Annotated in this window: 26 protein-coding genes and 1 pseudogene; 14 read left to right on the forward strand and 13 right to left on the reverse strand. The window is 58.4% G+C overall.

The genetic code is table 11. The features are described 5' to 3' along the window. The 4 genes from phnE (LG409_RS17655) (at position 1) to LG409_RS17670 (ending at position 4,051) form a co-directional block, all read left to right on the forward strand. Positions 1–801 carry a phosphonate ABC transporter, permease protein PhnE gene (gene phnE / locus LG409_RS17655; protein ID WP_039178704.1) on the forward strand — a complete coding sequence of 267 codons (801 nt, stop codon included), beginning with the start codon at positions 1–3 and terminating at the stop codon, positions 799–801. After that, positions 795–1,604, forward strand: a complete 810-nt coding sequence (gene phnE / locus LG409_RS17660; RefSeq protein ID WP_039178707.1) for a phosphonate ABC transporter, permease protein PhnE — start codon at positions 795–797, stop codon at positions 1,602–1,604. The genes phnE (LG409_RS17655) and phnE (LG409_RS17660) overlap by 7 nt, the downstream gene beginning before the upstream one ends. Before the next feature lie 81 nt (positions 1,605–1,685). Next, complete coding sequence (locus LG409_RS17665) at positions 1,686–2,117, forward strand: host attachment protein (protein WP_039179255.1); 432 nt, start codon at positions 1,686–1,688, stop codon at positions 2,115–2,117. 83 nt (positions 2,118–2,200) lie between these two features. Further along, positions 2,201–4,051, forward strand: a complete 1,851-nt coding sequence (locus tag LG409_RS17670; protein WP_227407299.1) for a methyl-accepting chemotaxis protein — start codon at positions 2,201–2,203, stop codon at positions 4,049–4,051. 16 nt (positions 4,052–4,067) lie between these two features. On the opposite strand, the gene LG409_RS17675 is transcribed toward LG409_RS17670, so the two are convergent. Then, a complete protein-coding gene (locus tag LG409_RS17675; RefSeq protein ID WP_016915416.1) occupies positions 4,068–4,994 on the reverse strand; it encodes a LysR family transcriptional regulator in 927 nt (308 codons plus the stop codon). 193 nt (positions 4,995–5,187) lie between these two features. On the opposite strand from LG409_RS17675, the gene LG409_RS17680 reads away from it, so the two are divergent. Continuing rightward, positions 5,188–5,964, forward strand: a complete 777-nt coding sequence (locus tag LG409_RS17680; RefSeq protein WP_016915417.1) for a ferredoxin--NADP reductase — start codon at positions 5,188–5,190, stop codon at positions 5,962–5,964. A gap of 155 nt (positions 5,965–6,119) precedes the next feature. Here the strand turns inward: LG409_RS17680 and glnK are convergent, their stop codons facing one another. The 3 genes from glnK to LG409_RS17695 form a co-directional block, all read right to left on the reverse strand. Continuing rightward, positions 6,120–6,458: a P-II family nitrogen regulator gene (glnK, locus tag LG409_RS17685; RefSeq protein WP_009098335.1), complete on the reverse strand. Its 339-nt coding sequence runs from the start codon at positions 6,456–6,458 to the stop codon at positions 6,120–6,122. A gap of 225 nt (positions 6,459–6,683) precedes the next feature. Beyond that, entirely contained in the window at positions 6,684–7,931 is a 1,248-nt protein-coding gene (locus tag LG409_RS17690; RefSeq protein ID WP_039178722.1) for an ammonium transporter, read from the reverse strand. A gap of 61 nt (positions 7,932–7,992) precedes the next feature. Beyond that, complete coding sequence (locus LG409_RS17695; protein ID WP_007112359.1) at positions 7,993–8,331, reverse strand: P-II family nitrogen regulator; 339 nt, start codon at positions 8,329–8,331, stop codon at positions 7,993–7,995. Positions 8,332–8,681: 350 nt separating this feature from the next. On the opposite strand from LG409_RS17695, the gene LG409_RS17700 reads away from it, so the two are divergent. The 4 genes and pseudogenes from LG409_RS17700 to LG409_RS17715 all read left to right on the forward strand — a co-directional run bounded on the left by LG409_RS17700 (position 8,682) and on the right by LG409_RS17715 (position 10,964). Then, positions 8,682–9,023 (forward strand): accessory factor UbiK family protein, encoded by a 342-nt coding sequence (locus LG409_RS17700; protein ID WP_096921824.1) that lies wholly within the window; start codon positions 8,682–8,684, stop codon positions 9,021–9,023. Positions 9,024–9,263: 240 nt separating this feature from the next. Continuing rightward, a complete protein-coding gene (locus LG409_RS17705) occupies positions 9,264–10,133 on the forward strand; it encodes an ABC transporter substrate-binding protein (RefSeq protein ID WP_227407300.1) in 870 nt (289 codons plus the stop codon). 115 nt (positions 10,134–10,248) lie between these two features. Next, positions 10,249–10,359 (forward strand): annotated as a pseudogene (locus LG409_RS18755) (ATP-binding protein); the annotation flags it as partial. A gap of 131 nt (positions 10,360–10,490) precedes the next feature. Next, a complete protein-coding gene (locus LG409_RS17715) occupies positions 10,491–10,964 on the forward strand; it encodes a hypothetical protein (protein WP_227407301.1) in 474 nt (157 codons plus the stop codon). A gap of 36 nt (positions 10,965–11,000) precedes the next feature. Here LG409_RS17715 and LG409_RS17720 read toward each other — a convergent pair whose 3' ends face one another. From LG409_RS17720 to LG409_RS17730, 3 genes are all read right to left on the reverse strand, one after another. After that, the gene (locus LG409_RS17720) at positions 11,001–12,356 is read right to left on the reverse strand and encodes an IS1182 family transposase (RefSeq protein WP_016913619.1); all 1,356 of its coding nucleotides are present in this window, start codon (positions 12,354–12,356) and stop codon (positions 11,001–11,003) included. A 139-nt stretch (positions 12,357–12,495) separates the two neighbouring features. Beyond that, positions 12,496–13,866, reverse strand: a complete 1,371-nt coding sequence (locus tag LG409_RS17725; protein ID WP_227407302.1) for an MFS transporter — start codon at positions 13,864–13,866, stop codon at positions 12,496–12,498. Positions 13,867–13,901: 35 nt separating this feature from the next. Beyond that, a complete protein-coding gene (locus LG409_RS17730; RefSeq protein WP_227407303.1) occupies positions 13,902–14,177 on the reverse strand; it encodes a metal-sensing transcriptional repressor in 276 nt (91 codons plus the stop codon). Positions 14,178–14,726: 549 nt separating this feature from the next. Here LG409_RS17730 and LG409_RS17735 point away from each other — a divergent pair. Together LG409_RS17735 and LG409_RS17740 are read left to right on the forward strand one after the other, a co-directional pair. Continuing rightward, the gene (locus tag LG409_RS17735) at positions 14,727–15,461 is read left to right on the forward strand and encodes a HupE/UreJ family protein (protein ID WP_227407304.1); all 735 of its coding nucleotides are present in this window, start codon (positions 14,727–14,729) and stop codon (positions 15,459–15,461) included. 15 nt (positions 15,462–15,476) lie between these two features. Then, complete coding sequence (locus LG409_RS17740) at positions 15,477–16,292, forward strand: hypothetical protein (protein WP_227407305.1); 816 nt, start codon at positions 15,477–15,479, stop codon at positions 16,290–16,292. Between the two features lie 91 nt (positions 16,293–16,383). Here LG409_RS17740 and LG409_RS17745 read toward each other — a convergent pair whose 3' ends face one another. Next, positions 16,384–16,992, reverse strand: coding sequence for a hypothetical protein (locus LG409_RS17745; protein WP_227407306.1), 609 nt, complete (start codon positions 16,990–16,992; stop codon positions 16,384–16,386). A 197-nt stretch (positions 16,993–17,189) separates the two neighbouring features. Further along, complete coding sequence (locus tag LG409_RS17750; protein WP_227407307.1) at positions 17,190–18,158, reverse strand: chromate resistance protein ChrB domain-containing protein; 969 nt, start codon at positions 18,156–18,158, stop codon at positions 17,190–17,192. Positions 18,159–18,237: 79 nt separating this feature from the next. Here LG409_RS17750 and chrA point away from each other — a divergent pair, with 79 nt between their 5' ends. Both chrA and LG409_RS17760 read left to right on the forward strand, forming a co-directional pair. Further along, positions 18,238–19,614: a chromate efflux transporter gene (gene chrA / locus LG409_RS17755; protein WP_227407308.1), complete on the forward strand. Its 1,377-nt coding sequence runs from the start codon at positions 18,238–18,240 to the stop codon at positions 19,612–19,614. 146 nt (positions 19,615–19,760) lie between these two features. Further along, positions 19,761–20,198: a cation diffusion facilitator family transporter gene (locus tag LG409_RS17760; protein WP_227407309.1), complete on the forward strand. Its 438-nt coding sequence runs from the start codon at positions 19,761–19,763 to the stop codon at positions 20,196–20,198. Positions 20,199–20,233: 35 nt separating this feature from the next. Here LG409_RS17760 and LG409_RS17765 read toward each other — a convergent pair whose 3' ends face one another. Both LG409_RS17765 and LG409_RS17770 read right to left on the reverse strand, forming a co-directional pair. Further along, complete coding sequence (locus tag LG409_RS17765; RefSeq protein WP_227407310.1) at positions 20,234–20,731, reverse strand: type II toxin-antitoxin system YhaV family toxin; 498 nt, start codon at positions 20,729–20,731, stop codon at positions 20,234–20,236. After that, entirely contained in the window at positions 20,728–21,063 is a 336-nt protein-coding gene (locus tag LG409_RS17770; RefSeq protein WP_074211285.1) for a type II toxin-antitoxin system PrlF family antitoxin, read from the reverse strand. Before LG409_RS17770 ends, LG409_RS17765 begins: the two co-directional genes overlap by 4 nt. Positions 21,064–21,262: 199 nt before the next feature. Between LG409_RS17770 and LG409_RS17775 the strand changes: the two genes are divergently transcribed. After that, positions 21,263–22,771 carry a YifB family Mg chelatase-like AAA ATPase gene (locus LG409_RS17775; RefSeq protein ID WP_227407312.1) on the forward strand — a complete coding sequence of 503 codons (1,509 nt, stop codon included), beginning with the start codon at positions 21,263–21,265 and terminating at the stop codon, positions 22,769–22,771. An 11-nt stretch (positions 22,772–22,782) separates the two neighbouring features. Here LG409_RS17775 and LG409_RS17780 read toward each other — a convergent pair whose 3' ends face one another. Beyond that, positions 22,783–23,364, reverse strand: a complete 582-nt coding sequence (locus LG409_RS17780) for an NADPH-dependent FMN reductase (protein ID WP_227407313.1) — start codon at positions 23,362–23,364, stop codon at positions 22,783–22,785. Continuing rightward, complete coding sequence (locus LG409_RS17785; RefSeq protein ID WP_227407314.1) at positions 23,361–24,353, reverse strand: alpha/beta hydrolase; 993 nt, start codon at positions 24,351–24,353, stop codon at positions 23,361–23,363. The genes LG409_RS17780 and LG409_RS17785 overlap by 4 nt, the downstream gene beginning before the upstream one ends. Positions 24,354–24,388 lie beyond the last annotated feature (35 nt).

The following is a 24,388-nucleotide window of genomic DNA, read 5'->3' on the forward strand; positions in this document are numbered from 1 at the left end:
ATGACGACTCCCCCTACTCCACGCACCTGGAAAAAGCCGCCTTTCATCGCCAACCCCGTCCTTCGTTACGGGCTCATTCTGATCGCCCTGGCGTATCTGGTCTGGGCGTTTGGATCGCTGCCCTTCAACTGGGCCCGTATCTCCGAAGGCCTGCCCCGGGCGGCGCGTATTTTCAGCGGCGGCTTTCCGCCCAGCTTCGAACGTTTCGGGCTGCTGCTGACCGGCTTTAAAGAGAGCTTCCAGATCGCCATTCTGGCCACCTTGCTGGGCGTGCTGCTCTCCATCCCTTTTGCGGTCATGGCCGCCCGCAATATCGCGCCTCTGCCGATCTACCTGATCGGTCGCAGCGTCATCATCGTGTCACGCAGCTTTCATCCGGTCATCGTGGCCATCCTGTTCGTTGCTGCGGTGGGCTTTGGCCCGCTGGCGGGTATCCTGACCCTGACCCTCTACTCCATCGGCTTTGTCGGCAAGCTGCTTGCCGAAGAAATCGAGGAGATCGACTGGGGCCAGGTGGAAGCCATGCGTGCCGCTGGCGCCGGGTATCTGGCCACGCTGTTCTATGCGGTGTTTCCGCAAATATTGCCTCGCCAGGTGGGGCTCTCCATGTATCAGCTGGACAGCAATCTGCGCGCGTCGGCCGTGGTGGGCATCGTCGGTGCTGGCGGGATTGGCGGCACGTTGATGAACGCCTTCGGGCGCTATGACTACGACTTTGCGTTCGCCATTCTGCTGATCATCATTGCGGTGATTCTGCTTAGCGAAGGCGTCAGCGGCTGGGTGAGGAAAAAAATATGGTAGATCACGCACAGCAACTCGCCGACCGAGTCTGGCAACGTTACGACCGGAAAGAGCGGCTGATCCGCTATGCCGTCCTGCTAGCCACCTTGATGCTGGTGTTCTGGGCCGTTCGCGATATCGATATTTTCTGGCCCTGGGTGTGGGACGCGCCGAACCAGATCTCGGGGCTGGGCGCACGCATGTGGCCACCCAGCAGCGCCGGGCTGGGCAACATCCTGAATGCCCTGCTGGAAACCGTGCATATCGCTACCCTGGCCACATTCATCACCATCTTTCTGGCGCTGCCGGTGGCCTACATCGCTGCCCAGAACACCACCCCGAACCGGGCCTGCCTGTGGCTGGGGCGCTTCATTCTGGTCTCCAGCCGGTCGGTGAACACCATCATCTGGGCGCTGCTGTTCGTGGCCATTTTCGGCCCTGGCGTTCTGGCCGGTATTCTGGCCATCGTGTTTCGCTCCATCGGCTTCATCGGCAAGCTGATGGGCGAGGCCATCGAAGAGATCGACCGCCGTCCCGTCGAGGCCATGGAAGCCACCGGTGCTTCCAAAGCCAAGGTGGTCGCTTACGCCATCGTCCCTCAGGTGATGCCCGCCTTTTTCGCCATCGTGATTCTGCGCTGGGATATCAATATCCGCGAATCGACCGTATTGGGCCTGGTAGGGGCCGGTGGGATTGGCGTGATCCTGCAGGGTGCCATCGATACGTTCGCCTGGCCGACCGTCGCAACCATCCTGATGGCGATCATCGTGCTGGTGCTGATCGGTGAAGCCATCACCAGCGTGCTGCGCCGCAAAGTGCTGTAAGGCCACCAGGCAAGCGTTTGACCTAACCCCAAACGCTTGCCATGGTTAAAGGGCAATCAACGACATGGAGGACGTATGACGATGACCACCTATATCGTGGTAGCCGATGCGGCACGCGCCAGAATCTTTACCCGTGACGCCCTGGAACTCGCCGAGCAGGAAAGCATGGTGCATGCGGCAGGAAGGCTGCATGAAGGCGACCTGATCACCGACCGCCGAGGGGCCGACGTGCATGAGTCCACGTCCACCACGTCACGCTCGTCAGGTGAAGAAGGCGCCGCTTCCCGGCATGAAAACGAGCTGTTTGCCAAGGAAGTCGCCCAACGGCTCTATGCTGCCCGCGTCGATAACAGCATGGAGAAGCTGATCATGGTGGCCCCACCCAAGTTCCTCGGGCTGCTACGTGAGAAACTCGACAACCCCACCCAGAAGCTGGTGATCCATACCCTCTCCAAAGACCTCAGCAAGGCCTCGCTACCGGATATTCAGGCAGCGGTCAGCGATTTGCGCTAGCCCAAGACAAAAGACTATTAGACTAAAGAAGTGGTCACTCTCGCCGATAGTCGTTACTTACCCTGACGATAAAGAGAGTGACCATGCTCGCTACATTGCGCTTCCGAATACTGTTAGCGGCGTTGATCGCCATCGTTCTCGCGCTGGTGATCAACGGCATTGCCAGCTACTCCACGGTTAAACATCACAATGCCCAGCAGGTCTCTCAAAACCTGGATGCCGTTGTATTGGGCAACACGAGCGCCCTGGATGAATGGGTATCGTCACGCGCCAGCATGATGAGATCACTTAGCAACGCCACCACCGAAGAGAACCCTCTGCCTTATCTGATACAACTGGCAGAATCGGGTGGTTTCATGTCCACCTACATGGCCTATCCTCAAACCTCAGAAGCCGTGTTTTCAGATGGCTGGCAGCCACCCAGTGACTACGACCCACGACAGCGGCCTTGGTATCAACAAGCGGTTGAAGCAGGCGAGACGATTGTCACAGAACCTTACGTCGACATGATCAGTGGCGAGCTGGTGGTTTCCCTCGTTCACCCATATACGAGCAACGGTCAATTGCAGGCGGTGGTGGGGGCTGACATCTCTATTCAAGATGTCATCGAGCTAGTCACATCTATCGCTCCGACTCCCTCAAGCTTCGCGTTTCTGACCACTCAGGATGGCACATTGGTTGCCCACCCGGACGCCGCCCTGACCCTGGAGCCTTCGACCGCCCTGAGTGCGAACTTGAACCCTCAAGAGCTCACGCGCATTATCCAGTCCGACACGCCCCAGCCCATGGCCCTGCAGGAAAGCAGCAAGCTGCTCCTGGGCAGCCAGGTAGGCGGCAATAGCGGCTGGCAGCTGGTGGTCGCGCTGGACGAAGCAGAAGCCACGGCCGGGCTGCGCGCCATTGCCACCACGTCCATCATTACCCTGCTGATCGTCGCCGCCATCACCGCCGTGGTGTTTGGCCTGCTGCTCTCGCTGCTGCTGCGTCGCCTGCTGGGTGTGCGTAACGCCATGGACAACATTGCCTCCGGCGAAGGCGACCTGACGCAGCGCTTGCCGGAAGAGGGCAACGACGAGGTCACGCAGATCGCCCGCGCCTTCAACCGCTTCGTGGGCAAAATGGAAGAAGTGCTGATCGAGGTGCGTACCAGCAGCGAAGCCGTGCACCACGCCGCCAACGAGATTGCCGTGGGCGGGCAGGATCTGTCGCGCCGCACCGACAATGCCGCTTCCAGCCTGCAGCAGACGTCTGCATCGGTGGAGCAGATCACCAGCACCGTCGCCCACACCGCTGCGTCGGCCCAAGAGGCCAACAAGCTCTCCCATGCCGCCTCTGAAGTAGCGAAAAACGGCGGTCAGGTGGTCTCGAACGTGGTGACGACCATGGAAGACATCTCCCAGGCCTCCAACAAGATTGGCGAGATCGTCACGCTGATGAACAGCATTGCCTTCCAGACCAACCTGCTGGCGCTCAACGCCTCGGTAGAAGCCGCCAGAGCGGGCGAGCATGGCCGCGGCTTTGCCGTGGTGGCCGACGAAGTGCGTAAACTGGCCGGCCGCAGCAGCGACGCTGCCAGCGACATCCAGAAGCTGATCGAAGACTCCCAGGCACGAGTCAACAATGGCACGACGCTGGTGCGTGATGCAGGCAGCACCATGCACGATATCGTCGAGCACATCACCCGCGTCACCGACGTGCTCGAAGAGATCAACGCCGCCACCAGTGAACAGAGCGATGGCATCAAGCAGGTCAACATCGCCGTGGCCGAGCTGGACCGGATGACCCAGGAAAACGCCGCCATGGTGGAAGAGTCCACCACCGCCGCCGAGCACCTCAAGGAGCAGGCAAACCACCTGACCGGCACCATCAGCAGCTTCAAGCTATCCGGTGCCAGCGCACTTGCCCTGGGGTCACCCACGCTGCGCGATTACTGACACCCAAGACAAACATTCAAGGAATGGGCGGCAGCGGGATGTCGTCGCTGCGCTGGGCACCGGCGGTCATTTCGCGGCAGAGACGCAAGAACTCGCGCACGCCGGTGGTCAGGTATTTGTGGCGATGCCAGATGAAGGTGAACTGACGCTTCAGGTCAAGCTCCGGCGTGGGTAGCGGCACCAGGCTACCCCGCCGGAAGGCGTCTCGCAGCGCCAGCCGGGAGACGCAGCCGATCCCCAGGCCTGATTCCACCGCCCGCTTGATCCCTTCGGTGTGCTCCAGTTCCAGCAGCGTATTGAAGCGGCTGCGCCGATGGCGCGCCGCATGCTCCAGCGTCATGCGGGTGCCGGAGCCCTCCTCGCGCATGATCCAGTCTTCCCGCAGCAGTTGATCCAACTCCAGGTGAGCACGCCCGGCCAGCGGGTGCCGAGGCGAGCAGAACACGCACAGCTCATCTTCTACCCAGGGCTGGCTGATGATCATATCGTCATCGCACTGCCCTTCGATCAGCCCCAGGTCCAGCGAATGCTGGCGCACCCCCTCGATGATATGCCGCGTATTGCGCACCGCCAGCCGCACGCGACTACCGGGGTAACGCTGCATGAAATCACTGATCAACAGGGTGGCCAGATAGTTGCCGATGGTCAGGGTGGCACCTACGTCCAGAGCCCCTACCCCCTGCTGGCCGCGCAGCAGCTCCTCCACTTCTTCGGCTCGGTCCAGCAGCGCCACGGCCTTGGGGAGCAGCTGGAACCCCAGCGCGTTGAGTTTCAGCCGTTTGCCCATGCGGTCCAATAGCTGGCAGTCGAACTGGCGTTCCAGCTCGGCCAGCGCCGTACTGGTCGCCGACTGGGACATGGCCAGCGCCCTCGCCGCCTGGGAAACGCTTTCGTGCTGGGCAACGGCGACGAAGACTTCCAGCTGGCGCAACGTGTAATGCATGACCAGGCCCCTCCAGAAAAAGTGCTGCTCAACGAATGCTATATCGATTTTAAAGATATACGTTATCAAGATAATTTGCTTAACAGATATACCACCCTTTATCTAGAATGAGCGCATCCTATAAAGCTATTTTTTATTCTTTTTTAGAATATGGCGAGCAAGGCTTAGGCCACGCAGCCACAAAGGAGTCAGCATGAGCAAGTTTGCCCTGGAAGAAGTGCTAAGCGTTCACCACTGGAACGACACGCTGTTCAGCTTCCGCACGACACGTGAGCGCAGCCTGCGCTTCAAGAACGGCCAATTCGTGATGATCGGCCTGGAAGTGGCGGGCAAACCCCTGATGCGTGCCTACTCCATCGCCAGCCCCAACTACGAAGATCATCTCGAGTTCTTCAGTATCAAGGTGCCCGATGGCCCGCTGACCTCACGTTTGCAGCACCTGAAGGTGGGCGACCAGATCATGGTCAGCCGCAAGCCGACCGGCACGCTGGTATGCGACGACCTGCTGCCCGGACGTAACCTGTACATGCTCTCCACCGGCACGGGCCTGGCGCCGTTCATGAGCCTGATCCAGGACCCGGAAGTCTACGAGCGTTTCGAGAAGGTCGTACTCATTCACGGCGTGCGTGAAGTCTCCGAGCTGGCCTACGCCGACTTCATCACCAAGGAATTGCCCGCCCACGAGTACCTGGGTGAAGAAGTCGCCGAAAAGCTGGTGTACTACCCCACGGTCACCCGTGAAGAGTTCCACACCATGGGCCGCCTGACCGACCACATTCGCAGCGGCAAGCTGTTTGCCGACACCGGCCTGCCGCCCATCGACCCGCGCCAGGACCGCGCCATGATCTGCGGTAGCCCCGCCATGCTGGACGACACCAGCGCGCTGCTGGATGAACTGGGGCTGAACATCTCCCCGCGCATGGGCGAACCAGGCGACTACGTCATCGAACGCGCCTTCGTAGAGAAGTAAGCCTGGGGGTGAAGGCTGAAGAATAGCGCATAGCCTGTGCCACCCTCATCTTGTCAAGCCCTGCAAAAAGCCCCTGTGGATGTTATCCACAGGGGCTTTGTCTACTCGGCGCGACTGGCTCTTCACGCTTGCCCTTCACGACTTACCCTTGACCGTTACACAGCGTCTTTGCCGGTTTCGCCGGTACGGATACGAATCACCTGCTCCAACGGCATCACGAAGATCTTGCCATCGCCGATCTTGCCCGTATTGGCCACCTGGGTGATCGCATCGATGACCTGCTCGGCCATATCGTCGTCCACGGCCACTTCCAGCTTCACCTTGGGCAGGAAATCCACCACGTATTCCGCCCCACGATACAGCTCTGTGTGGCCTTTCTGGCGACCAAAGCCTTTCACTTCCGTCACCGTAATACCCTGCACGCCGATATCGGAAAGCGACTCGCGTACGTCATCAAGCTTGAACGGCTTGATAATGGCTGAGATTAATTTCATGACCACATCCTCTGGTTATGCAACGGTTGTCTTGACCGGAAACACGGCGGCGCGATGTCGATGTCCCTCACGCCCATTGCACCTAGCATACACCCGCCAGCCCAGAGAATAAAAAGCCCTTGTGCCTGGCACGTACATGCGGGCAAGCCTGACCCGTTCCCTACGGCAAAAGGCCTCCCACGAGGGAGGCCTTGAGTAGCAGTGCCGCTTGCTATGGCACGGCGCTTATTTCTTGACGCCAAACTCGGGGTAGGCTTCCAGGCCACACTCTGCGATATCGACGCCTTCGTACTCTTCTTCTTCGCTGACACGGATACCCATGACCGCTTTCAGCACCAGCCACACCACCAGGCTCGCCAGGAACACCCAGCCGAAGATGCCCACGATACCGATCAGCTGTGCACCGAAGGACGCATCGCCATTGTTCAGCGGCACGGCCAGCACACCCCAGATACCCACGACACCGTGAACCGAGATAGCACCCACAGGGTCATCCAGCTTCAGCTTGTCCAGCGTGACGATGGCAGCGACCACGATCAGGCCACCGATGGCACCAATCAAGGCGGCACCCAGCGCAGAAGGCGACAGCGGGTCTGCGGTAATGGCGACCAGGCCTGCCAGCGCACCGTTCAGCGCCATGGTCAGGTCCGCCTTGCGGAACCACAGTTTGGCCAGCACCAGGGCTGCAATCACGCCACCCGCCGCCGCCGCATTGGTATTCACGAACACTTGAGCAACGTTGTTGGCCGACACGGCATCCGACATTTTCAGCTCGGAACCACCGTTGAAACCGAACCAGCCCATCCACAGGATGAAGGTACCCAGCGTGGCCAGCGGCATGTTGGCGCCCGGAATCGCGTGGATAGAACCGTCCTTGCCATACTTGCCCTTACGGGGGCCCAGTACCAGCACACCCGCCAACGCTGCTGCTGCACCGGCCATGTGGACGATACCCGAGCCCGCATAGTCAGAATAGCCAACGCCATCCAGCCAGCCACCGCCCCAGGTCCAGTAGCCAGACACCGGGTAGATGAAGGCGGTCATGACCACCGCGAAGGCCAGGAAGGCCCACAGCTTCATACGCTCGGCCACGGCACCCGACACGATCGACATCGCCGTTGCGACGAACACGACCTGGAAGAAGAAGTCCGAACGCATGGAGTAGTAAGGTGCATCTTCACCACCGGCCAGCACCGCATCGACGCTGTTCTCGGTACCGATCAGGAACCCAAGGCTAGGCAGGAAACCGCCTTCGCCGCTGGAGTACATGATGTAGTAGCCCACCAGCAGGTACATGGTGCAGGCAATGGCAAACAGCGCAATGTTCTTGGTCAGAATTTCAGCGGTGTTCTTGGAACGTACCATACCGGCCTCGAGCATCGAGAAGCCAGCGGCCATCCACATGACCAGTACGCCGCAAATCAGGAAGTAAAACGTATCGAGCGCATAGCTCAATTCTGTAAGCTCGTTCATCAGGTGTTCCCCGTGATCCAAGAGAAGTTATACGTAGTGGGTCGTCGTTGTGTGGGCAGGCCTATACCGCGTCGGCGCCGCGCTCTCCGGTACGAATACGAATGACATCTTCCAGCGGCGTCACGAACACTTTGCCGTCACCGATCTTGCCGCTGTTGGCAGCGCTGCAGATGGCATCCAGCACGCTCTCCAGACGCGCATCGTCCACGGCCACTTCCACTTTCACCTTGGGCAGAAAGTCCACTACGTACTCGGCACCGCGATACAGCTCGGTGTGGCCTTTCTGGCGACCAAATCCCTTGACCTCAGTAACCGTAATCCCCTGCACGCCGTTGTCGGCGAGTGCTTCACGAACGTCGTCAAGCTTGAAAGGCTTGATGATAGCGGTGATGAGTTTCATCCCGGATCTCCCCTGCTGGTTCAGTCCCACTCGGTGGAGAGCGGCGTGGCCGCCCGAATTTAGTGCTTGCCCTGCTAATGCTCATACCGTGCCACTGGATTTTTTCTCATTGAAATTCATACCCTTAAGGTTTCAAAAGTGCGCTTTACAGCCACTGGCAAGGCGACTACGCATCCATTCACACCCGCCCATGCACTAAAAACGATCACCAACAAAAGCGGCGCGCTCTTTTTTGATGCATGCGCACATTGCAGGAGAAAACGCACGCGGGGCATGCGGTTTGGCAAAGGGTTGCGTATCCTTACAGGTAAGCTATCCACATTTATGCGCCACCGTTTAAGGAGAGAGCCATGACGCCCCAGGATCGCATCAGCCGTTTAGCCCAGCAGATAGGCGACCGTTTACAGAATGCTTCCCAGGCCCCGGAAGACATTCAGAAAGGCGTGCAGCAAGTGGTACGAGGCGCCTTCGACCGCCTGGAGCTGGTATCACGAGAAGACTTTGATATCTTGATGGATGTGCTTCAGCGCACGCGCGCGCGTGTCGAAGCGCTGGAGCGTCAGGTGGCCAGCCTGGAAGCCACGGTGGAAGCGGCCAGCGCCGCGCAGACCACTCCCATGGAAGCCGAAGTACCGCCAGCCCCCGTTGAGCCTGCCGAGCAAGGCAAGCCCACCCCCGGCAACCCAAGCTGAGGCAACGCTGGGTGGCCTTGGATAGGCACCCAGCGCGCTTATCCGCCTGACCCCTTACGGCTCACTTTGTGACGCATCAAACGCGCGAAGGCATGGCGAAAGCCACCTCATGCACCATGTTGGAGCAATTACGCCCCTGGGGCGTCTCGCGCTGACGACTTGTGCGACCTCCGCTGTTTCCATTTGCAATTGATAAACAGAATCGTTTAAATAAAGCGCTTATTGTCAGGTGCCCACTTCATGCGCTGCATCCCCCGACTCCCGACCCTGGCCCGCAGCTGCTTGCTCGCGGCAGCCTTGCTGTTCAGCACTGCCAGCCACGCCCAGTGGGCCACCATCGACTGGACCATCGCCGAAACGCTGCTGGCGATTGGCGCTCCGGTCAGCGGTATCGCGCAACAGCCGGGATATCACGATTGGGTAGGCGAGCCGCGTATCCCGGAGCACGTCAGCGACCTTGGCCTACGCACCCAGCCCAACTTCGAGCTGCTGTCCCAATCGCCCCCTGAGCAAACCCTGCTCTCGCCCATGTTTACCGGGCTGATTCCTCGGTTGGAGCGCATCGCGCCGGTGGGCACTTTCGCCCTTTACTCGCCAGGCACCGATACGTGGCAGGAAATGCAGACCCTCACCCGCCAGTTGGGCGAGTTGACCGAACGCAACGCAGAAGCCGAGGCGCTGATCGAGAACACCCAGCAGCTGATGCGCGAGCTGCGCTACCCGCCCGGCAACGCATCTCCATTGCTGATGGTGCAGTTCATGGATGCTCGGCATGTGCGGGTTTTTGGCGAGAACAGCCTCTACAACGCCGTATTGGAACAGCTGGCGCTGCCCAACGCCTGGGATGAGCCCACCAACGCCTGGGGCTTCGCCTTGGTCGGTATCGAAGCGCTGGCACGCTACCCCGACGCCACCCTGGTCATCGTTGACCCGCTCCCCGCAGGGGTGGAAACGCAGTTGGAAAAGAGCGGCCTGTGGCAGCAATTGCCGAGCGTTCAACATGGTCATCTGCTGCGCCTGCCGCCAGTCTGGAGCTTTGGCGCCCTGCCCTCCGCCCAGCGCTTTGCCCGCGAACTGACCAGCGCATTGAACGCCCAGGGGGCACATTAACGCTTTACTCGCTGGCCGCTCAGTAGCGCTCAACGCTTGAAATAAAGTAGGCTTAGCCAACGAGCAGACTCATTAAACTGAGTGAGCCAATTGAGAGACGTTGCGAGGGAGCGCCATGACATTAGCGATTGTGGCCACGCGGGCAGGCGTGGGGTTGGAAGCACCGGCGGTTCATGTCGAAGTACATCTGGCGAATGGCTTGCCGGGCCTGACACTGGTAGGCCTACAGCGATTCATAGCGTTAGCTGGTTTACCTTTGAAGACGGCTTCAGCACGTCCCCTGATCCTCGATTAATTAGCCTGGAACCCTTCGGCACAGACGATGAGGTAAAAACGTCCGTGGCCAATTGGGTCTATATGGATACTCAAACCAAGGTTCTTCGCGGGGCACTTGTCATCAAGGTGCATGTGTTAGGTCAAGCGCTTTATCTCATGGAACCCCAGCGACGCCCTCCAAAACCCAGAAAAGGCGGTAGAGAGGAAGGGTCAAAACCTCCGTCCTACAAAGGTTTAGTGTTTACGTTGGATCACCAAAACAGCTTTGAACACTGGTTGCGCCAAGTGCTGTCTAATGTGCGGCACGCTGAAGGTGTCGTTCAAAAGCTCGTTCGTCACTGCCCAGGATTCGCCGACACGTTCAAGCACCCGAAGGCCAAAAATGAGAACGTTCCCGGCGAAGCTTCCGTGCTGAATGCCTCTAGCAGTCTGTCGGACTTGAGGTTAATGGATGAGCTGAGGCGTGGGTTCTTCACCCCCCCCTGTGTTGGTGTTGGTGTTGGTGCTGTTGTGTGGCTCTTAACCTGCCCCTCAGCTTCTGCAAGGCGGTTCTGACGCCTTGCCTGCTGGCCGGTTGGGCGCGGCGAGCCCTCAGCCCGCCGTCAACCGGTGCATCCGCTTGATATTCCACGCCATGGTGGCCAATCGCCACTCGCCGCTGACCTTATCCAGTCCGCGTAGCGAGAACTGCCGGAACCCCATCACGTGTTTGATGATCCCGAAGACCGGCTCCACGGTATGTTTGCGCAATGCGTAGAGCGCTCGGCCCGCCTGCGTCTTCAAGCGGTGTGCCATCTGTTCGACGGGGTCCTCGCTCTCCGGGGCAGGCGGATCCGCGGCGAAACGTTCAAAGACCGGAAGGTGATGGACGTCTCGCTTCATCGCCAACAGCGGTTCGATACCATGGTCATGGCAGGCCTGGATATTGCTGGCACTGAAGTAGCCGGTATCACCCAGCAGGTGGTCAGGTTTTCCCAGCGTTTCCGGGTAACCTTGCCAGGCCGTCAGTAGCGGCATGACTTGCTGCTTGTCATTGGTCGCCTGCGTGACGTGGACATGGGTCACCAGCAGACTCTCGGTATCAACCGCGGCTTGGGCGTTGTAGCACTGATCAAACCCCTTGCCGGTGACCGGCATGATGCGCGACTGCGGGTCGGTGAAATTGATCTGATCCTTGTCACGCGGGCCACCAGTGGGCGGTTCGGGGTCACGCCCACGGGGCTTCTTGCCGGCCTTGCGCTGCGCCTCCCGCCGCGCCACCTTTTCCTGATAGGCGGCTTGCTCGGTGGCGTCCCGCTCCTCGGCGCGCGCCTCGATCTTGGCCTTCGCCTCAGCGATGGCCGCCAGGCGGGCTTCACGGCGGGCAATCTCGGCGGGGATATCCATGCCGTCGGCCGCGTCCTCCTTGTCCGCCGACTCGGCCCGCTCGGTCAGCGCTTTCACCTCTGCCCTGAACTGTGCCTCCAGCTTCTTGGCATGGCCATACGACAACGCCTTGTGCTTGCTGGCGTTGGCCTTGAGCTTGGTGCCGTCCAGGGCGATGGTGCCAAGCTTGAGCAGCTTCATCTCGCGGGCCAGCAGCAGCACCTGTACGAACAACTGTTCCAGTTCCGGCAGAAAGCGGCGGCGAAAGGTGGCCAGCGTGTCATGGTCGGGATGGGTATTGGCGGCCAGGTAGCGGAACGCCACCGAGTCATAGGTGGCACGCTCGATCTTGCGGCTGGAGACCACCCCGGTGGCGTAGCCGTAGATCAGCAGGCTCAGTAGCACCGCCGGGTGATGTGCCTTGGAACCCCGCCCCATGTAACGCCGGGTCAACGTCGAGAGGTCCAGTTGTTCGACAACATCGACAACGAACCGCGCCAGGTGACCATCGGGCAACCACTCGTCTACCGAAGGCGGCAGCAGGTAATCGGTCTGGCGATCCACAGGGATGAAGCGGCTCATGGCGATCTTCTCAGCTCGGCGATGACGGTGGTCAGTATCTCACGGTGCAACGGAAAGACCGACAGGCTGCTAGCAAAATCGGTATCACCCGTGGTGATTTACTCTGATTGGCCTCTATTAGCGTATTTTTCTAGTCATGTCACAAAGGCCACCGTGTGTGGTGGTTATCGATGACAAATAAATGCCGATGCACTTGCCTGGAATGAGTGTGGGGGTGACTATGCGGCTCTGCCCCTTCCCATCCCTCATGTTCGTGTTGATGATGCTCATCATGATAGTGAAGGTGGCTATGAGTGAGAGGGAAGTGCTCATGCAACAACGTATCTAAATCTCTTCGTGGCCAAGCAAGCACCGCAAGCACCGTCGCCGTTAAAGCGACTGTTCCGAGCATGGCGAACGCTTCAGTCATCCCCACGTTCAGCCCTAGCCATCCTGCCAACGGATAAGTAAACAACCAGCAACAGTGTGACAACGAGAATTGGGCAGCAAAGAGCGCCGGACGATCCTGCGGCTGGCACGAACGCTTGAGCAAACGTCCGGTAGGAGTCATGACCATCGACGCGCCTGCACCCAGTAGCCACCATAGTCCGACCAGTCCCGCGAATGATGGGCCAAGCCAGCCCAAGTACAGACTGAGTGCCATGATCATGCCACCCAGCAGCATGACAGGTCGTTCAGGCAAGCGATCCAGCAGCCTAGGTAGCAGTAAGGCCACTAGCATAGAGCCGCCTCCTGCGGCAGCAAAGGCCAAAGCTACTTCTTGCTCGCCAAGCCCCAACATCGAGCGCACAAGCACTACCGTATTGACGATCTGCATCGCTCCAGCGGCGGATACCGCCAAGTTCAACGCCAACAAGGCGCGCAAACGAGGTGTTTTTAGATAAATCTGTAGACCGTGAGAAATGCGACGCCAAACGCCGGGAATCTCCTCAAGCGGTTGTGACGCGGGCAACAGCACCGATATAACTAATGAGGCAGAGATCGCGAATGCCAGGGCGTTCAGTACAAACAGGACATCAAAGCTCATCACCATCAGCAATGCTGCTGCTGCCATCGGGCTAAGAAGATTCTCTAAATCGTAGGCAAGGCGTGACAGGGACAATGCTTGCGTGTATTGCGCTTCGTCTTCCAGGATATCTGGTATTGTCGCCTGAAAAACGGGCGTGAAACCGGCAGAACAAGCATTGAGCAAAAAAATCAACACATAGATTTGCCACACGTCTGTAACAAAAGGTAGTGCGCAAACCACGGCTGCTCGCAACAAGTCGAGGCTAACCAACAACGTGCGTCGAGGTAGACGTGAGGCGTAAGCGCCCACCAGGGGAGCAATGCCCACGTAGGCGACCATCTTAATCGCCAGCGCTGTGCCTAATACAACACCCGCCTGTCCCCCTACAAGATCATGAGCCAGTAACGCTAAGGCAACGGTGGTAAGACCGGTACCAATCAGTGCAATGACCTGAGCGAAAAAGAGATGGCGATAGACGCGATGGGTGAGCACATTAAACATAGAGCATTCCTCACGTGAGGGGCGCTTAGAGGCATTTACAGGTAGCGGGTAATAGCCTTGAACTCTTCAGCCCGCGCCCGCTGAGTTTGATCTTGAGAGCCCAAGGCATCCTCTAGGCAGTGATCGATATGATCTAAAACCAAGGCACGTTTGGCCTGTTGAATCGCCTTCTCCACCGCATGGAGCTGCTGGGCAATGTCCAGACAGTGGCGACCATCCTCTATCATCTGCGTTACGCTCGAAAGGTGCCCCCGAGCCCGGTTCAAGCGCTTGATGATGTCGGGATGTGACTGGTGCGTATGTATTGTCATTTTCTTTCCCTTATCCTATTCCTATCCCCCAGGAGGGGATGGTAATCTATTACCGCTATGCGGCGCTACCGCGTAAGTAAACTGTTATCTACCCTTTTTATCGTCAATTTTTACCCTGGTTGATCTACATGCTCCATCGGCTGCGTCACCGCCTTGGCTATCTGACCCTACTACTGCTGTTTTTGCCTAGCCTGGTGCTTTCCAGTGTGGGCGAAGCGAGTGCGCATGGCGCAATGAGCATGGTTGGCGTTGAGTCATCTCACCAGGAGAGTGTGCAGAAAGGCCATGGTCATGCCCATGGGCATAAGCACGATGACGGTCGACATCTCTCTCATGAGAGCGGCAGTCACTTTCACGAACAAGCGGATCGCTTGGGGGCGGGCCTTGTTATCGCTCCGAACATCCGTCATGCCCTGCGGCTAGGCGAACGGCGCGGTTTACCCCTGCGTCGCGCCTACCGATTGGAGCGACCACCACGGCCAGTTATCGCTTGATAACTGGGGCCACCCTTTGGGTGGCCAATACTAATGTCAGACCCGTGGAGGTTACATGTTTCCATCCCAAGTAAGGGGTGCGCTCGGCTTGCCTATGATGGCACGACGCCACGCCTTAGCCTTTCTAACCCTGCTGTTAATGCTACTGGGAGCCAGTGGCGAGGCGCTTGCTCACGCGGTTGCTGAAGGTGACAAGGGCTATATCCAGGAGATCTATGGCGTTCATCTGATCTCGTTTATGTATCTCGGTGCCAAACACATGGTAACGGGGTATGACCACATCCTGTTTTTGTTAGGGGTCATCTTCTTCCTCTACCGAATGCAGCATATCGCTATTTACGTCAGCCTCTTCGCCGTCGGTCACTCCACGACCATGCTGTTAGGGGTCTACTTCAATATTGGCATCAATAGCTATCTGATCGACGCGATCATCGGACTCTCCGTTGTCTACAAGGCGCTCGATAACATCGGTGCGTATCAGCGCTGGTTCGGCTTTCAGCCCAACACTAAAGTCGCTACGTTGGTGTTTGGTCTGTTTCATGGCTTTGGCCTGTCGAGCAAGATCATTGAGTACGATATCGCTCCCGATGGCCTCGTCCCTAACCTTCTGGCATTCAATATAGGCGTAGAGATCGGCCAGCTACTGGCATTGAGCGCTATTCTCATCGTAATGGGCTTCTGGCGACGCACTACTGGCTTCTTACGCCATGCGTATACCGCCAACGTCGCCATGATGTGTGCTGGTTTTATGCTGGTGGGTTATCAACTGACCGGCTATTTCATCGCCTAATTGAAGGAGTCCCTGATGTATAACACCGACCTTCCAACCCGTGCCGAACTACCATCAACGGGTCAGTTACTTCGCTCTACGCTAATAGCAGCGGTTATTGCCGTCGCTTTACTGATCACGGTTGTGTTACCTGCCGAGTATGCCATTGACCCCACCGGCGCTGGGCGCTTGTTGGGGCTGACTGAGATGGGCGAAATCAAAACCCAGCTGGCTGAGGAAGCCGAACTCGACCGGGCCAACGACCAAGCCATGGCTCAACAGGCGTCTCAACCCTCGGCATCACAAGAGATCGTCAGTGATCGCCATTCTACGACGGTAAACGATGCTGATGCTCAGACTGAGACGTCCGAGGCAGGGATAGCTCCCCAAACAGCCGATTCAGCCTCAGCGAGTGATCCAGCTGCACCTTCGCCCACTGATTCGGAAAGGATGATGACCGATGCCAGCGCGGCAATGGCAGAGACATTAGCGACTGATGAAGCCGCTTCTCAGGCGGCGCAAGCGGAAGAAGCGACCCCGTGGAGCGATGAGGTGAGCTTTACCCTGACCCCAGGAGAAGGCACAGAATACAAACTCACTATGGAAGAAGGGGCGGTGGCAACCTTTGCCTGGGTATCCGAAGGTGGCCCTGTCAATTTTGACACGCACGGTGATGGCAACGGGAACTCCATCAGCTACGAGAAAGGCCGTGGCGTGCCCGAGGATGAAGGCGAGCTAGAAGCCGCTTTCACTGGCAATCACGGCTGGTTCTTTCGTAACCGCAATGACAATGACGTAACCGTAGTCTTGCGTGTTGGGGGAGATTACGGAGAGCTAAAACGCATGCTTTAATCCCCTCCTGATCCGCTCCGGCCAAAAGGCCGGGGCGGTACTCAGCATGTAATGTGTTTAACAACCGGGCTTACGCACAATGTTTGATGCTCTAGGCAATGGGCAGCCAGTAGCTCACACCGTCCACGCTAACCTGTAAACCGCCTCTTGAACGCTCTATAGAATGATGGCGCAGTGATTTTTTCGACACTTTCTTGTCGTGAAAGTATTCCATGGCGGTCACGATCCACTGCTCACTCCACTCTTCTCCTTGATCAGCGAACTTCGTCATTTCCATCATGGTGCGAGCCAACTTTTCTTTTCGCCGTTTTCTTATTCGCTTCTCATCCACTCTAGGGGCTAGTGTGGTGGCATATTGGCGATTTAAGAAATTGGCAAACCCCGTCACCGACGCGGCTTGTCCGGGCACCGCACGCAAATAGTTGTCCACATCGCCCTGTTGAGGCAGTCGCTGTCCCTCCCGGTCAGTAGCGAGTAGCAATGCGGCTGCCGCTCTTAGTGCAAGTCGAGCGGAGGTGTGGGGCGTTTTACCCGCCTCTATACGGGTTTCCAATTGCTGCCAATAAGTTTGCAGCACCCTTTCTGATAATGAAGTCGACGGTACGGAGTTGAGGCATGCCTGAATGCGTCGTTTCTCGGAGTCGATTCGTTTTGCCAGATGATCCGGCTCCACCCCTTTTTCTTCATGCAACCATCTCATAGGGAGCCTCACACGCCGCAACCCCTCCGCCCCGAAGTGATGGAGCAGTTCCACATAGCTCGGTATCCGTGCCCATGCCTGGTGGAGCTCAGTAAAGAACGACCAGAACACATCGATCTCTAAACCCTTATGTCGAGCCATAAGGGTCGCTAGCAAAAGGCTGGGGTAAACCCGGCCTTTTCACTATTAGCGCATACTCACTCCCGGCCTGGGTCTCCCGCCAAATATGCTTGGTAAAGGTCATCAAACAACATATCGGTATGTTGCAGCAGGGCATCATCGTCGTCACAGCGCTCTTTAGCCCCGGCCAGCATAAGTTTTAACCCCACGGCCTCTGGTACAGGGGTGCCCCCCACGTCCAAGTAGTGTACTAGCTCCGCAATTCTGCTCAAGCCTGCCTGCGTCTCAAGGCTAAAGCTCGCGAGCAGCACTTCAAACGTCACCTTGTCATCAATATGGGTGAAATAGGCTCCATCATAATCAAACCCTAGCGCGTCTGGCGGGCACTGGCTTGGATGTTCTAGCCACACGAAGCGAGCCTCAGGATCAATAAAGCGCTTGATCAACCAAGCCGATGCTAGCCTATCCACCCAAGGGCGACGGCGCGTGGCCCACCGTTTTCCACGAAATGCAGAGTGATCAAGCCGTGGGATCTCGGCCTGGATCGGCTGGGGCTCATCTGGCACAAAGCAACGATTGAAGACGGTCGCCGCTTCTGCCAAGGCCATGATAGCGCGCTCGCTTTCTGATCCTGGAAAAAAATCAATCTCCACAATGCTTTGTAAACGTCGCTGCAACTGGGTCAATTGACGCTGCGCGTCTCGCTCCTCCAACTGAGGGCATGCCTGTTTCCAGTCAGCCACTGCCGCCCGTAAGGCCTGAAAATCTGGCGTTCGATCAAAGAGCGAAGGCAATACCTCGACGCTATCTATGGCTGAATCGTCTACCTCGATCAGCAGCGCGTTACCTCCCAGCTCCCGAATAGCGCCGACTTGCAGCTCCAGCGCTTCCCTTCGCGTGGGGCTAGCAGGCAGTAAGTAGACGCCGTCTCTGAGTACCGCAGCACCTAAACCACGAAGTGCCCGCCAGATCCTCATACGGGGTGTGCCCGACCGCCCACTGAGGCGCATGATCAGGATTAACCAGTGTTGTTCGTTATCTGCCATACCGCCTCTTACGTTGCATGTATAACTTCACTGTTATACATTCTACAAAATAATACCCTAACTCGTTAGAGAGTGTGCCATGCCGTCCAACATTGAGTCGACCCATCAAGTCCCGTTCCGTGAGGCCGTTAGGGTCTGGTTAAGAATCGCACTATTGAGCTTCGGCGGCCCAGCGGGTCAGATAGCGGTGATGCATCGCATCCTTGTCGAAGAAAAAAAATGGATTGGCGAGCGCCGTTTTCTGCACGCGCTTAACTATTGCATGATGCTGCCGGGGCCAGAAGCGCAGCAGTTGGCTATCTATATCGGTTGGCTGATGCATCGTACCAAAGGTGGTTTAGTCGCGGGCAGCCTCTTTGTGCTACCTGGCTTCATCGCCATTCTGGCCCTGAGCTACCTGTATGCCGCCTTAGGCAATGTGGGAGCCGTTGAGGGACTCTTCTTTGGCCTAAAAGCGGCGGTTCTGGCCGTGGTACTTAACGCTGTCGTCCGTATCGGCAAGCGGGCGCTGAAAAATCAGATAATGCTTGGCATCGCCGCTGCCGCGTTTGTCGCTATCTTCTTTTTTGAGGTGGCGTTTCCGCTGATTATTCTGAGCGCGGCCCTTCTGGGGTACTGGGGAGGAAAGCGCGGCATGCCGGCCTTCCAGGTGGGCGGTGGCCACGGTGATGCCGACGAGTCAGTGCTTAGCGACCGAGACTCTCTACTGGGAGAAGGGCTGCCTGCCCATGCACGCCCCAATCACCAGTGGTCGCTACGCATGTCAGGCACGTTACTCCTATTGTGGCTGACGCCCGTGGTACTGCTATTAGCGCTATTCGGTAGCGAGAATGTGTTCAGTCAGATCGCATTCTTCTTTAGCAAGATGGCGGTGGTGACCTTTGGCGGTGCCTACGCGGTATTGGGCTACATCACTCAAGAGGCGGTGCAAAACTATGGATGGCTGGCACCGGGCGAGATGCTGGATGGCCTGGGCATGGCGGAGACAACACCGGGCCCATTAATTCAAGTCGTCCAGTTTGTTGGGTTTATGGGCGCTTATCGTGACGCCACAGGCCTTGATCCCATGTTGGCGGCAACGCTCGCCGCACTGCTGACCACATGGGTAACGTTCATTCCTTGTTTCCTTTGGATATTTTTAGGGGCTCCCTATGTGGAGCGTCTACGTGACAACCGCGCCCTAAGCGCTGCGCTGTCCGCCATTACCGCTGCGGTCGTCGGGGTTATCCTCAACCTGGCCATCTGGTTTGGCGTTCACGTTATTTTCGCTGACGTAGGCGAGTGGCACGTGATGGGGGCGCGTATTTTAGCGCCGAATTTAGCGTCTCTTGATCTATTGGCGTTGTTACTGGCGGCAGGCGCCATGGTCGCGATTTTTCATTTCAAGGTGGGCATGCTCAAAGTGCTGGCGGGTTGCGCGCTTCTGGGTGTCTTAGCGTCTCTTGTGTTTTTTTAGCCAGCAGTCCCCGCCGGTGACGTTTCCGTCTCATTAGCGTCGTCCTTTATAGTTCGCTGCGCTTACTCTCACACGCTTGGTTGTGAACCCACCTAATCTCCACTAGTATCCCACCTATCCCCCCTGGGGGGATAGGTGGCGTCGCAATGCTCGATAGCGCCTACGCTGAATATGATCTTCTTTCCTTAGGTACGCCCGTCATGCATCACCATCGCCTTGACCAATGGCAACACGATCACACGTTTGGCCAGAATCATAAACGCTCCGGTGAGTCGCGGACGCTCATTGTGGTCGGGCTGACCCTGGCCATGATGGTGTGGGAAATTACGGCGGGGGTGATCTACGGATCAATGGCGCTGCTGGCCGATGGGTTGCACATGGGTTCTCACGCAGTGGCACTGGGCATTGCCGCCTTCGCGTATGCCTATGCTCGGAAGCAGGCTACGAGAGACCGGTTCTCGTTTGGCACCGGAAAGGTCAACGCGCTGGGCGGGTTTACTGGGGCGATACTGCTGGCCGTATTCGCCCTGTACATGGTGATAGAAAGCGTGGGCCGCCTGTTCGATCAGGCCAAATCCACATAAAGTGACGAAGAACCCCCAAACAGATCTAGTGTGATTTAGTTATCGTTGTTATCTGCCGCTAAAAGTAAATGGGTTCGTTCTACTTCGCTCATTGAGGCTTTCTGTAAGGCTGTCCAACTATCCGGTGGGTTGCCACTGCTGAGCATTTTCTGAAAGACAGAGTAAGCATCATGCTTACTGCCATAAGCGCGTTTTGTAGCGTCATCATTGACCCATGCATAAATAATGATCTTGCTCGCAGCATCATAGCGAAAGAACAGCCGGTACTGCTGGTAGAACTTTGCTCGTTGCCAATGAGTGTGCTCTGTGCCAAGCGTGCTCCCTTGGCGATATTGAGTGCCTGATGGATCCTGCGGAATATCATTCAAGGCTAGCTTCATGATCGCTGCTAGGCGCTTGGTGGCCGCCTTGTTTCGATAACCGGCAGGATCTTTCGATTGAAGATGTCTCACCTTCAAGGTGAGTGCTTCGACTTGTTCCAAGAACAACGGATGGGCATAAATCGTCCATCCATTAACCTCCAGAGGCTTCATTCGTCGTCATCATCCTCTTCCAGTGCCTCTTCGAGGTCTACCTCAATACCTGCGGTAAGCCGCTCAGCCTCGGAAAAGCTACTGGCAGTCACCGGGCGAATATTTTCTGGATGCGCCAGAAGATCGCGCTCTAGAAAATTGAGGAAGTTGACCATCACAGGGTCGTGCCTGGCCTCATCACTCGCCTTGGAAAGCACCACTTCACCATCAGGACGAACGGTATAATGAATACGGTCTCGGCGCTTCAGCTTTAGCGCCCGGCGAATCGATGCCGGAACAGTCGTTTGATAGCGATCCGTCAGAGTTGAGTCGTCTTCGATAAGCGTGCTCACTGTCGCTCTCCGCTTGATAGCAATGCAAAAGTAATGCATACAAAGTTAATGCAACCGCATTACTTCGTCAAGCTGTCTCCCCTGCTTGAACCGGTTGCTTAATCGCTACCAAAGCCTTCTTAATTACGTTAGGTTAAATACTTAAGCTAATGTAGCTTTATCCTACATTGGAGTAAGTGACAACTGCAGAGGAAAGGCGATGACGCTAGCCATTGTGGCCACGCGGGCGGGCGTGGGGTTGGAAGCACCGGCGGTGCATGTCGAAGTACATCTGGCGAATGGCTTGCCGGGCCTGACACTGGTGGGCCTACCGGAAACCGCCGTAAAGGAGAGCCGCGAGCGGGTGCGCAGCGCCTTGATCAACGCGGGCTTCGATTTCCCCAACACCAAGCGCATTACCCTCAACCTCGCCCCGGCGGACCTGCCCAAAGAGGGTGGCCGTTTCGATTTGCCGATTGCGCTGGGCATTCTCGCGGCGTCGGGCCAAATCCCGGTGGATGCGCTGGAAGGCATGGAGTGCGCAGGCGAGCTGGCCCTGGATGGCAAGCTGCGGGCGGTACCCGGCGTGCTGCCCTTTGCCCTGGCCACTCGCCGTACCAACAAGGCGTTGATCGTGCCCCGCGCCTGCGCCGATGAAGCTGCCCTGGCGGGCGATCTACCGGTGCTGCCCGCCGACTCTCTCTGGCAAGTCGTCGCCCACCTGCTAGGCCAGGAAAAGATCCCACCCCACCAGCTCTCGGCATCGGCCAAATCGACCACGCCCATGGCCGACCTGGCCGATGTGCGCGGCCAGCACCAGGCCCGCCGGGCGCTGGAAGTGGCCGCCGCCGGGGGCCACAACCTGCTGTTTGCAGGCCCGCCCGGCACCGGCAAGACCATGCTGGCCAGCCGCTTGCCCGGTATTCTGCCGCCGCTTTCCGAGGACGACGCCCTGGAGGTGGCGGCGGTGCGCTCGGTATGTGGCCTGCCGTTGGAGGCCGACTGGGGCCAGCGGCCCTTCCGCCAGCCCCACCACAGCGCCAGCGCCGCTGCGCTGGTTGGGGGCGGCTCGAAGCCCAAGCCGGGGGAAATCTCGCTGGCGCACCACGGCGTGCTGTTTCTGGACGAGCTGCCGGAGTTCTCCCGCCACGTGCTGGAAGTGTTGCGTCAGCCGCTGGAGACAGGCGAAATTCACCTCTCCCGCGCCAGCCATGAGCGCCGCTACCCTGCTCAATTTCAGCTCGTTGCCGCCATGAATCCCTGCCCCTGCGGGCACCTGGGCGACCCGCGAAGCCGCTGCCAGTGCAGCGCCAGCCAGATTCAGCGCTACCAGGCGCGGCTTTCTGGCCCGCTGCTGGACCGTATCGACTTGCAGGTGGAAGTGCCCGCGCTGCCACCGGAGCAGCTCACCGCACAAACCCAGGGCGAGCCCTCCAGCGCGGTGCGCGAACGGGTGATGGCCGCCCGGGAGCGGCAGATGGCAAGAGGTGCGCTCAACAGCCAGCTCAGCGGTAAAGCGCTGGAAGCCGCCTGCGCCCTCAACGATGAAGAGCGCGCCTGGCTGGCAGGCGTACTGGAAAAGCTCAAGCTCTCCGCCCGCGCCTACCACCGGGTACTGCGCGTGGCGCTGACGCTGGCCGACCTGCAGGGTGAACCCAAGCCCTCTCAGCCCCACTTCATCGAAGCCATCGGCTACCGGCAGCTGGATCGTCTGCTGAAGGGGGCATAAGCCCCCTGTGGTCAGTGCGTTGCCGCGAGCGAATCCACCAGGCGCTGGCACAGCGCATCCAGCTTCTGGCCCGTGGCATCATCGCTGAGCGCGCCGCTGTCGTCGAACGCGCTGCCCGCCTTGGGGAGCGAGAGCGGCTGAGGCAGCACGGTGAGGCTTAAGTTTGCCAATAGCTGCTGGCCCAGCGGCAGCGCGCGAATGCCGCCCAAGCCACCGGGGGAAGCGGCCACCAGCGCCGCCCATTTACCGGCAAACAGTCCCAAGCCGGGGGTATCGCCATAGGGGCGAGACAGCCAGTCCAGAGTGTTCTTCAAAAGCGGCGTGATAAAGCCGTTGTACTCTGGCGAGGCGATCAAAAGCGCCTGGTGCTCTGCCAGGATCTCGCGCAGCTTCAGTACGTTCTCCGGCATGCCCTGGGCTTCGATGTCTTCATCGAACAGCGGGCAGGGGTACTCTTTCAAATCGATGAACGTGGCCTGACCGCCCAGCGCTTCGATGCGCTGGGCAGCCAGTTTGGCGAGCTGTTTATTCAGCGAGCCTTCACGGGCGCTACCCGCAAAAACCAGTACTTTGGGTGATTGAGTGGCGGTCATGGCTGCTCCTTGGTGGGGGCTTCAGGTACGTTCTCGATAAAGCGATCGAGCGCTTCAAACAGCACTTGGCGAATGGGCTCGGCTTCGTTCACCAGATGGTGACGCGCTTCCGGGTGGCGGTGTATCTCGGCATTGGGAAACTTCTCCGCCAGAATGGCCAGGTTCCACTCCCAATCGACGGTGAGGTCCTGCTCGCCTTGAAGAATCAAGGTGGGTAGCGGGCTGGGCTCCAGCGCCAGCAGCCGGGGCATCCAGCGGCGCATGGCGGTAATCCACGCCACGCTCAGCCGCTCAGGCTGCAACGGGTCCTGGTCGCGCAGGAATTCGGTGAACTGTTCATCGGTGGAGTTGGGCCGATACTTGCGCGGCAGCTCCTTGACGAACGGGCTGGCAATCAAGTGAAGCCAGCTGGATTGGCTCCAGCGCCAGGGCCGTACCAGGGGGGCCAGCAGCACGATGCCTGCCCAGCCGGCCTCGTCTTGGCGCGTCAACGCATCCGTGGCCAGAATGGCCGCGCCGGTACTCTGCCCGACCCCCAGCCACGGCGTAGGCACCATGCCATATACCTGCAGCGCCTCTTGCAGGTAAGTCAGGCAGTGCTGGTAGTCGTCGAAGTCTTCGATCTCGGCCCGGGGGCCGCTGGAAAGCCCATGGCCCGGCAAGTCCCACAGCACCACACGCCACCCCTTGGCCAGCAAGCAGCCCAGCAAATGGCGATACAGCCCCAGGTGGTCGAAATAGCCGTGAATCACAAACGCCGTGCCCACTGGTGAGGGCGGACTCCATACCTGGCACCAGAGCGCAAACCGACCGGTATCGATGAAACCAGCGTGCACCTCATGGGTATCGCTCAGCAAAGCCGCCAAACCGTAATGGCAGAAGTAGTCGTGCATGGCGTCCGTGAGGGCCTCGCCCGGCCTCAAGAGAGAGAGCGGCGAATCGCCTGATGCCTGGCGAAACAGGCCTTCCAAATGCTGGAAATTATGCATCAACGTCTCTCCGTGAACACGACACATCCATGGGC

The sequence above is a fragment of the Halomonas sp. NyZ770 genome (assembly GCF_020616575.1).
Taxonomy (GTDB): Bacteria; Pseudomonadota; Gammaproteobacteria; order Pseudomonadales; family Halomonadaceae; genus Vreelandella; species Vreelandella hamiltonii.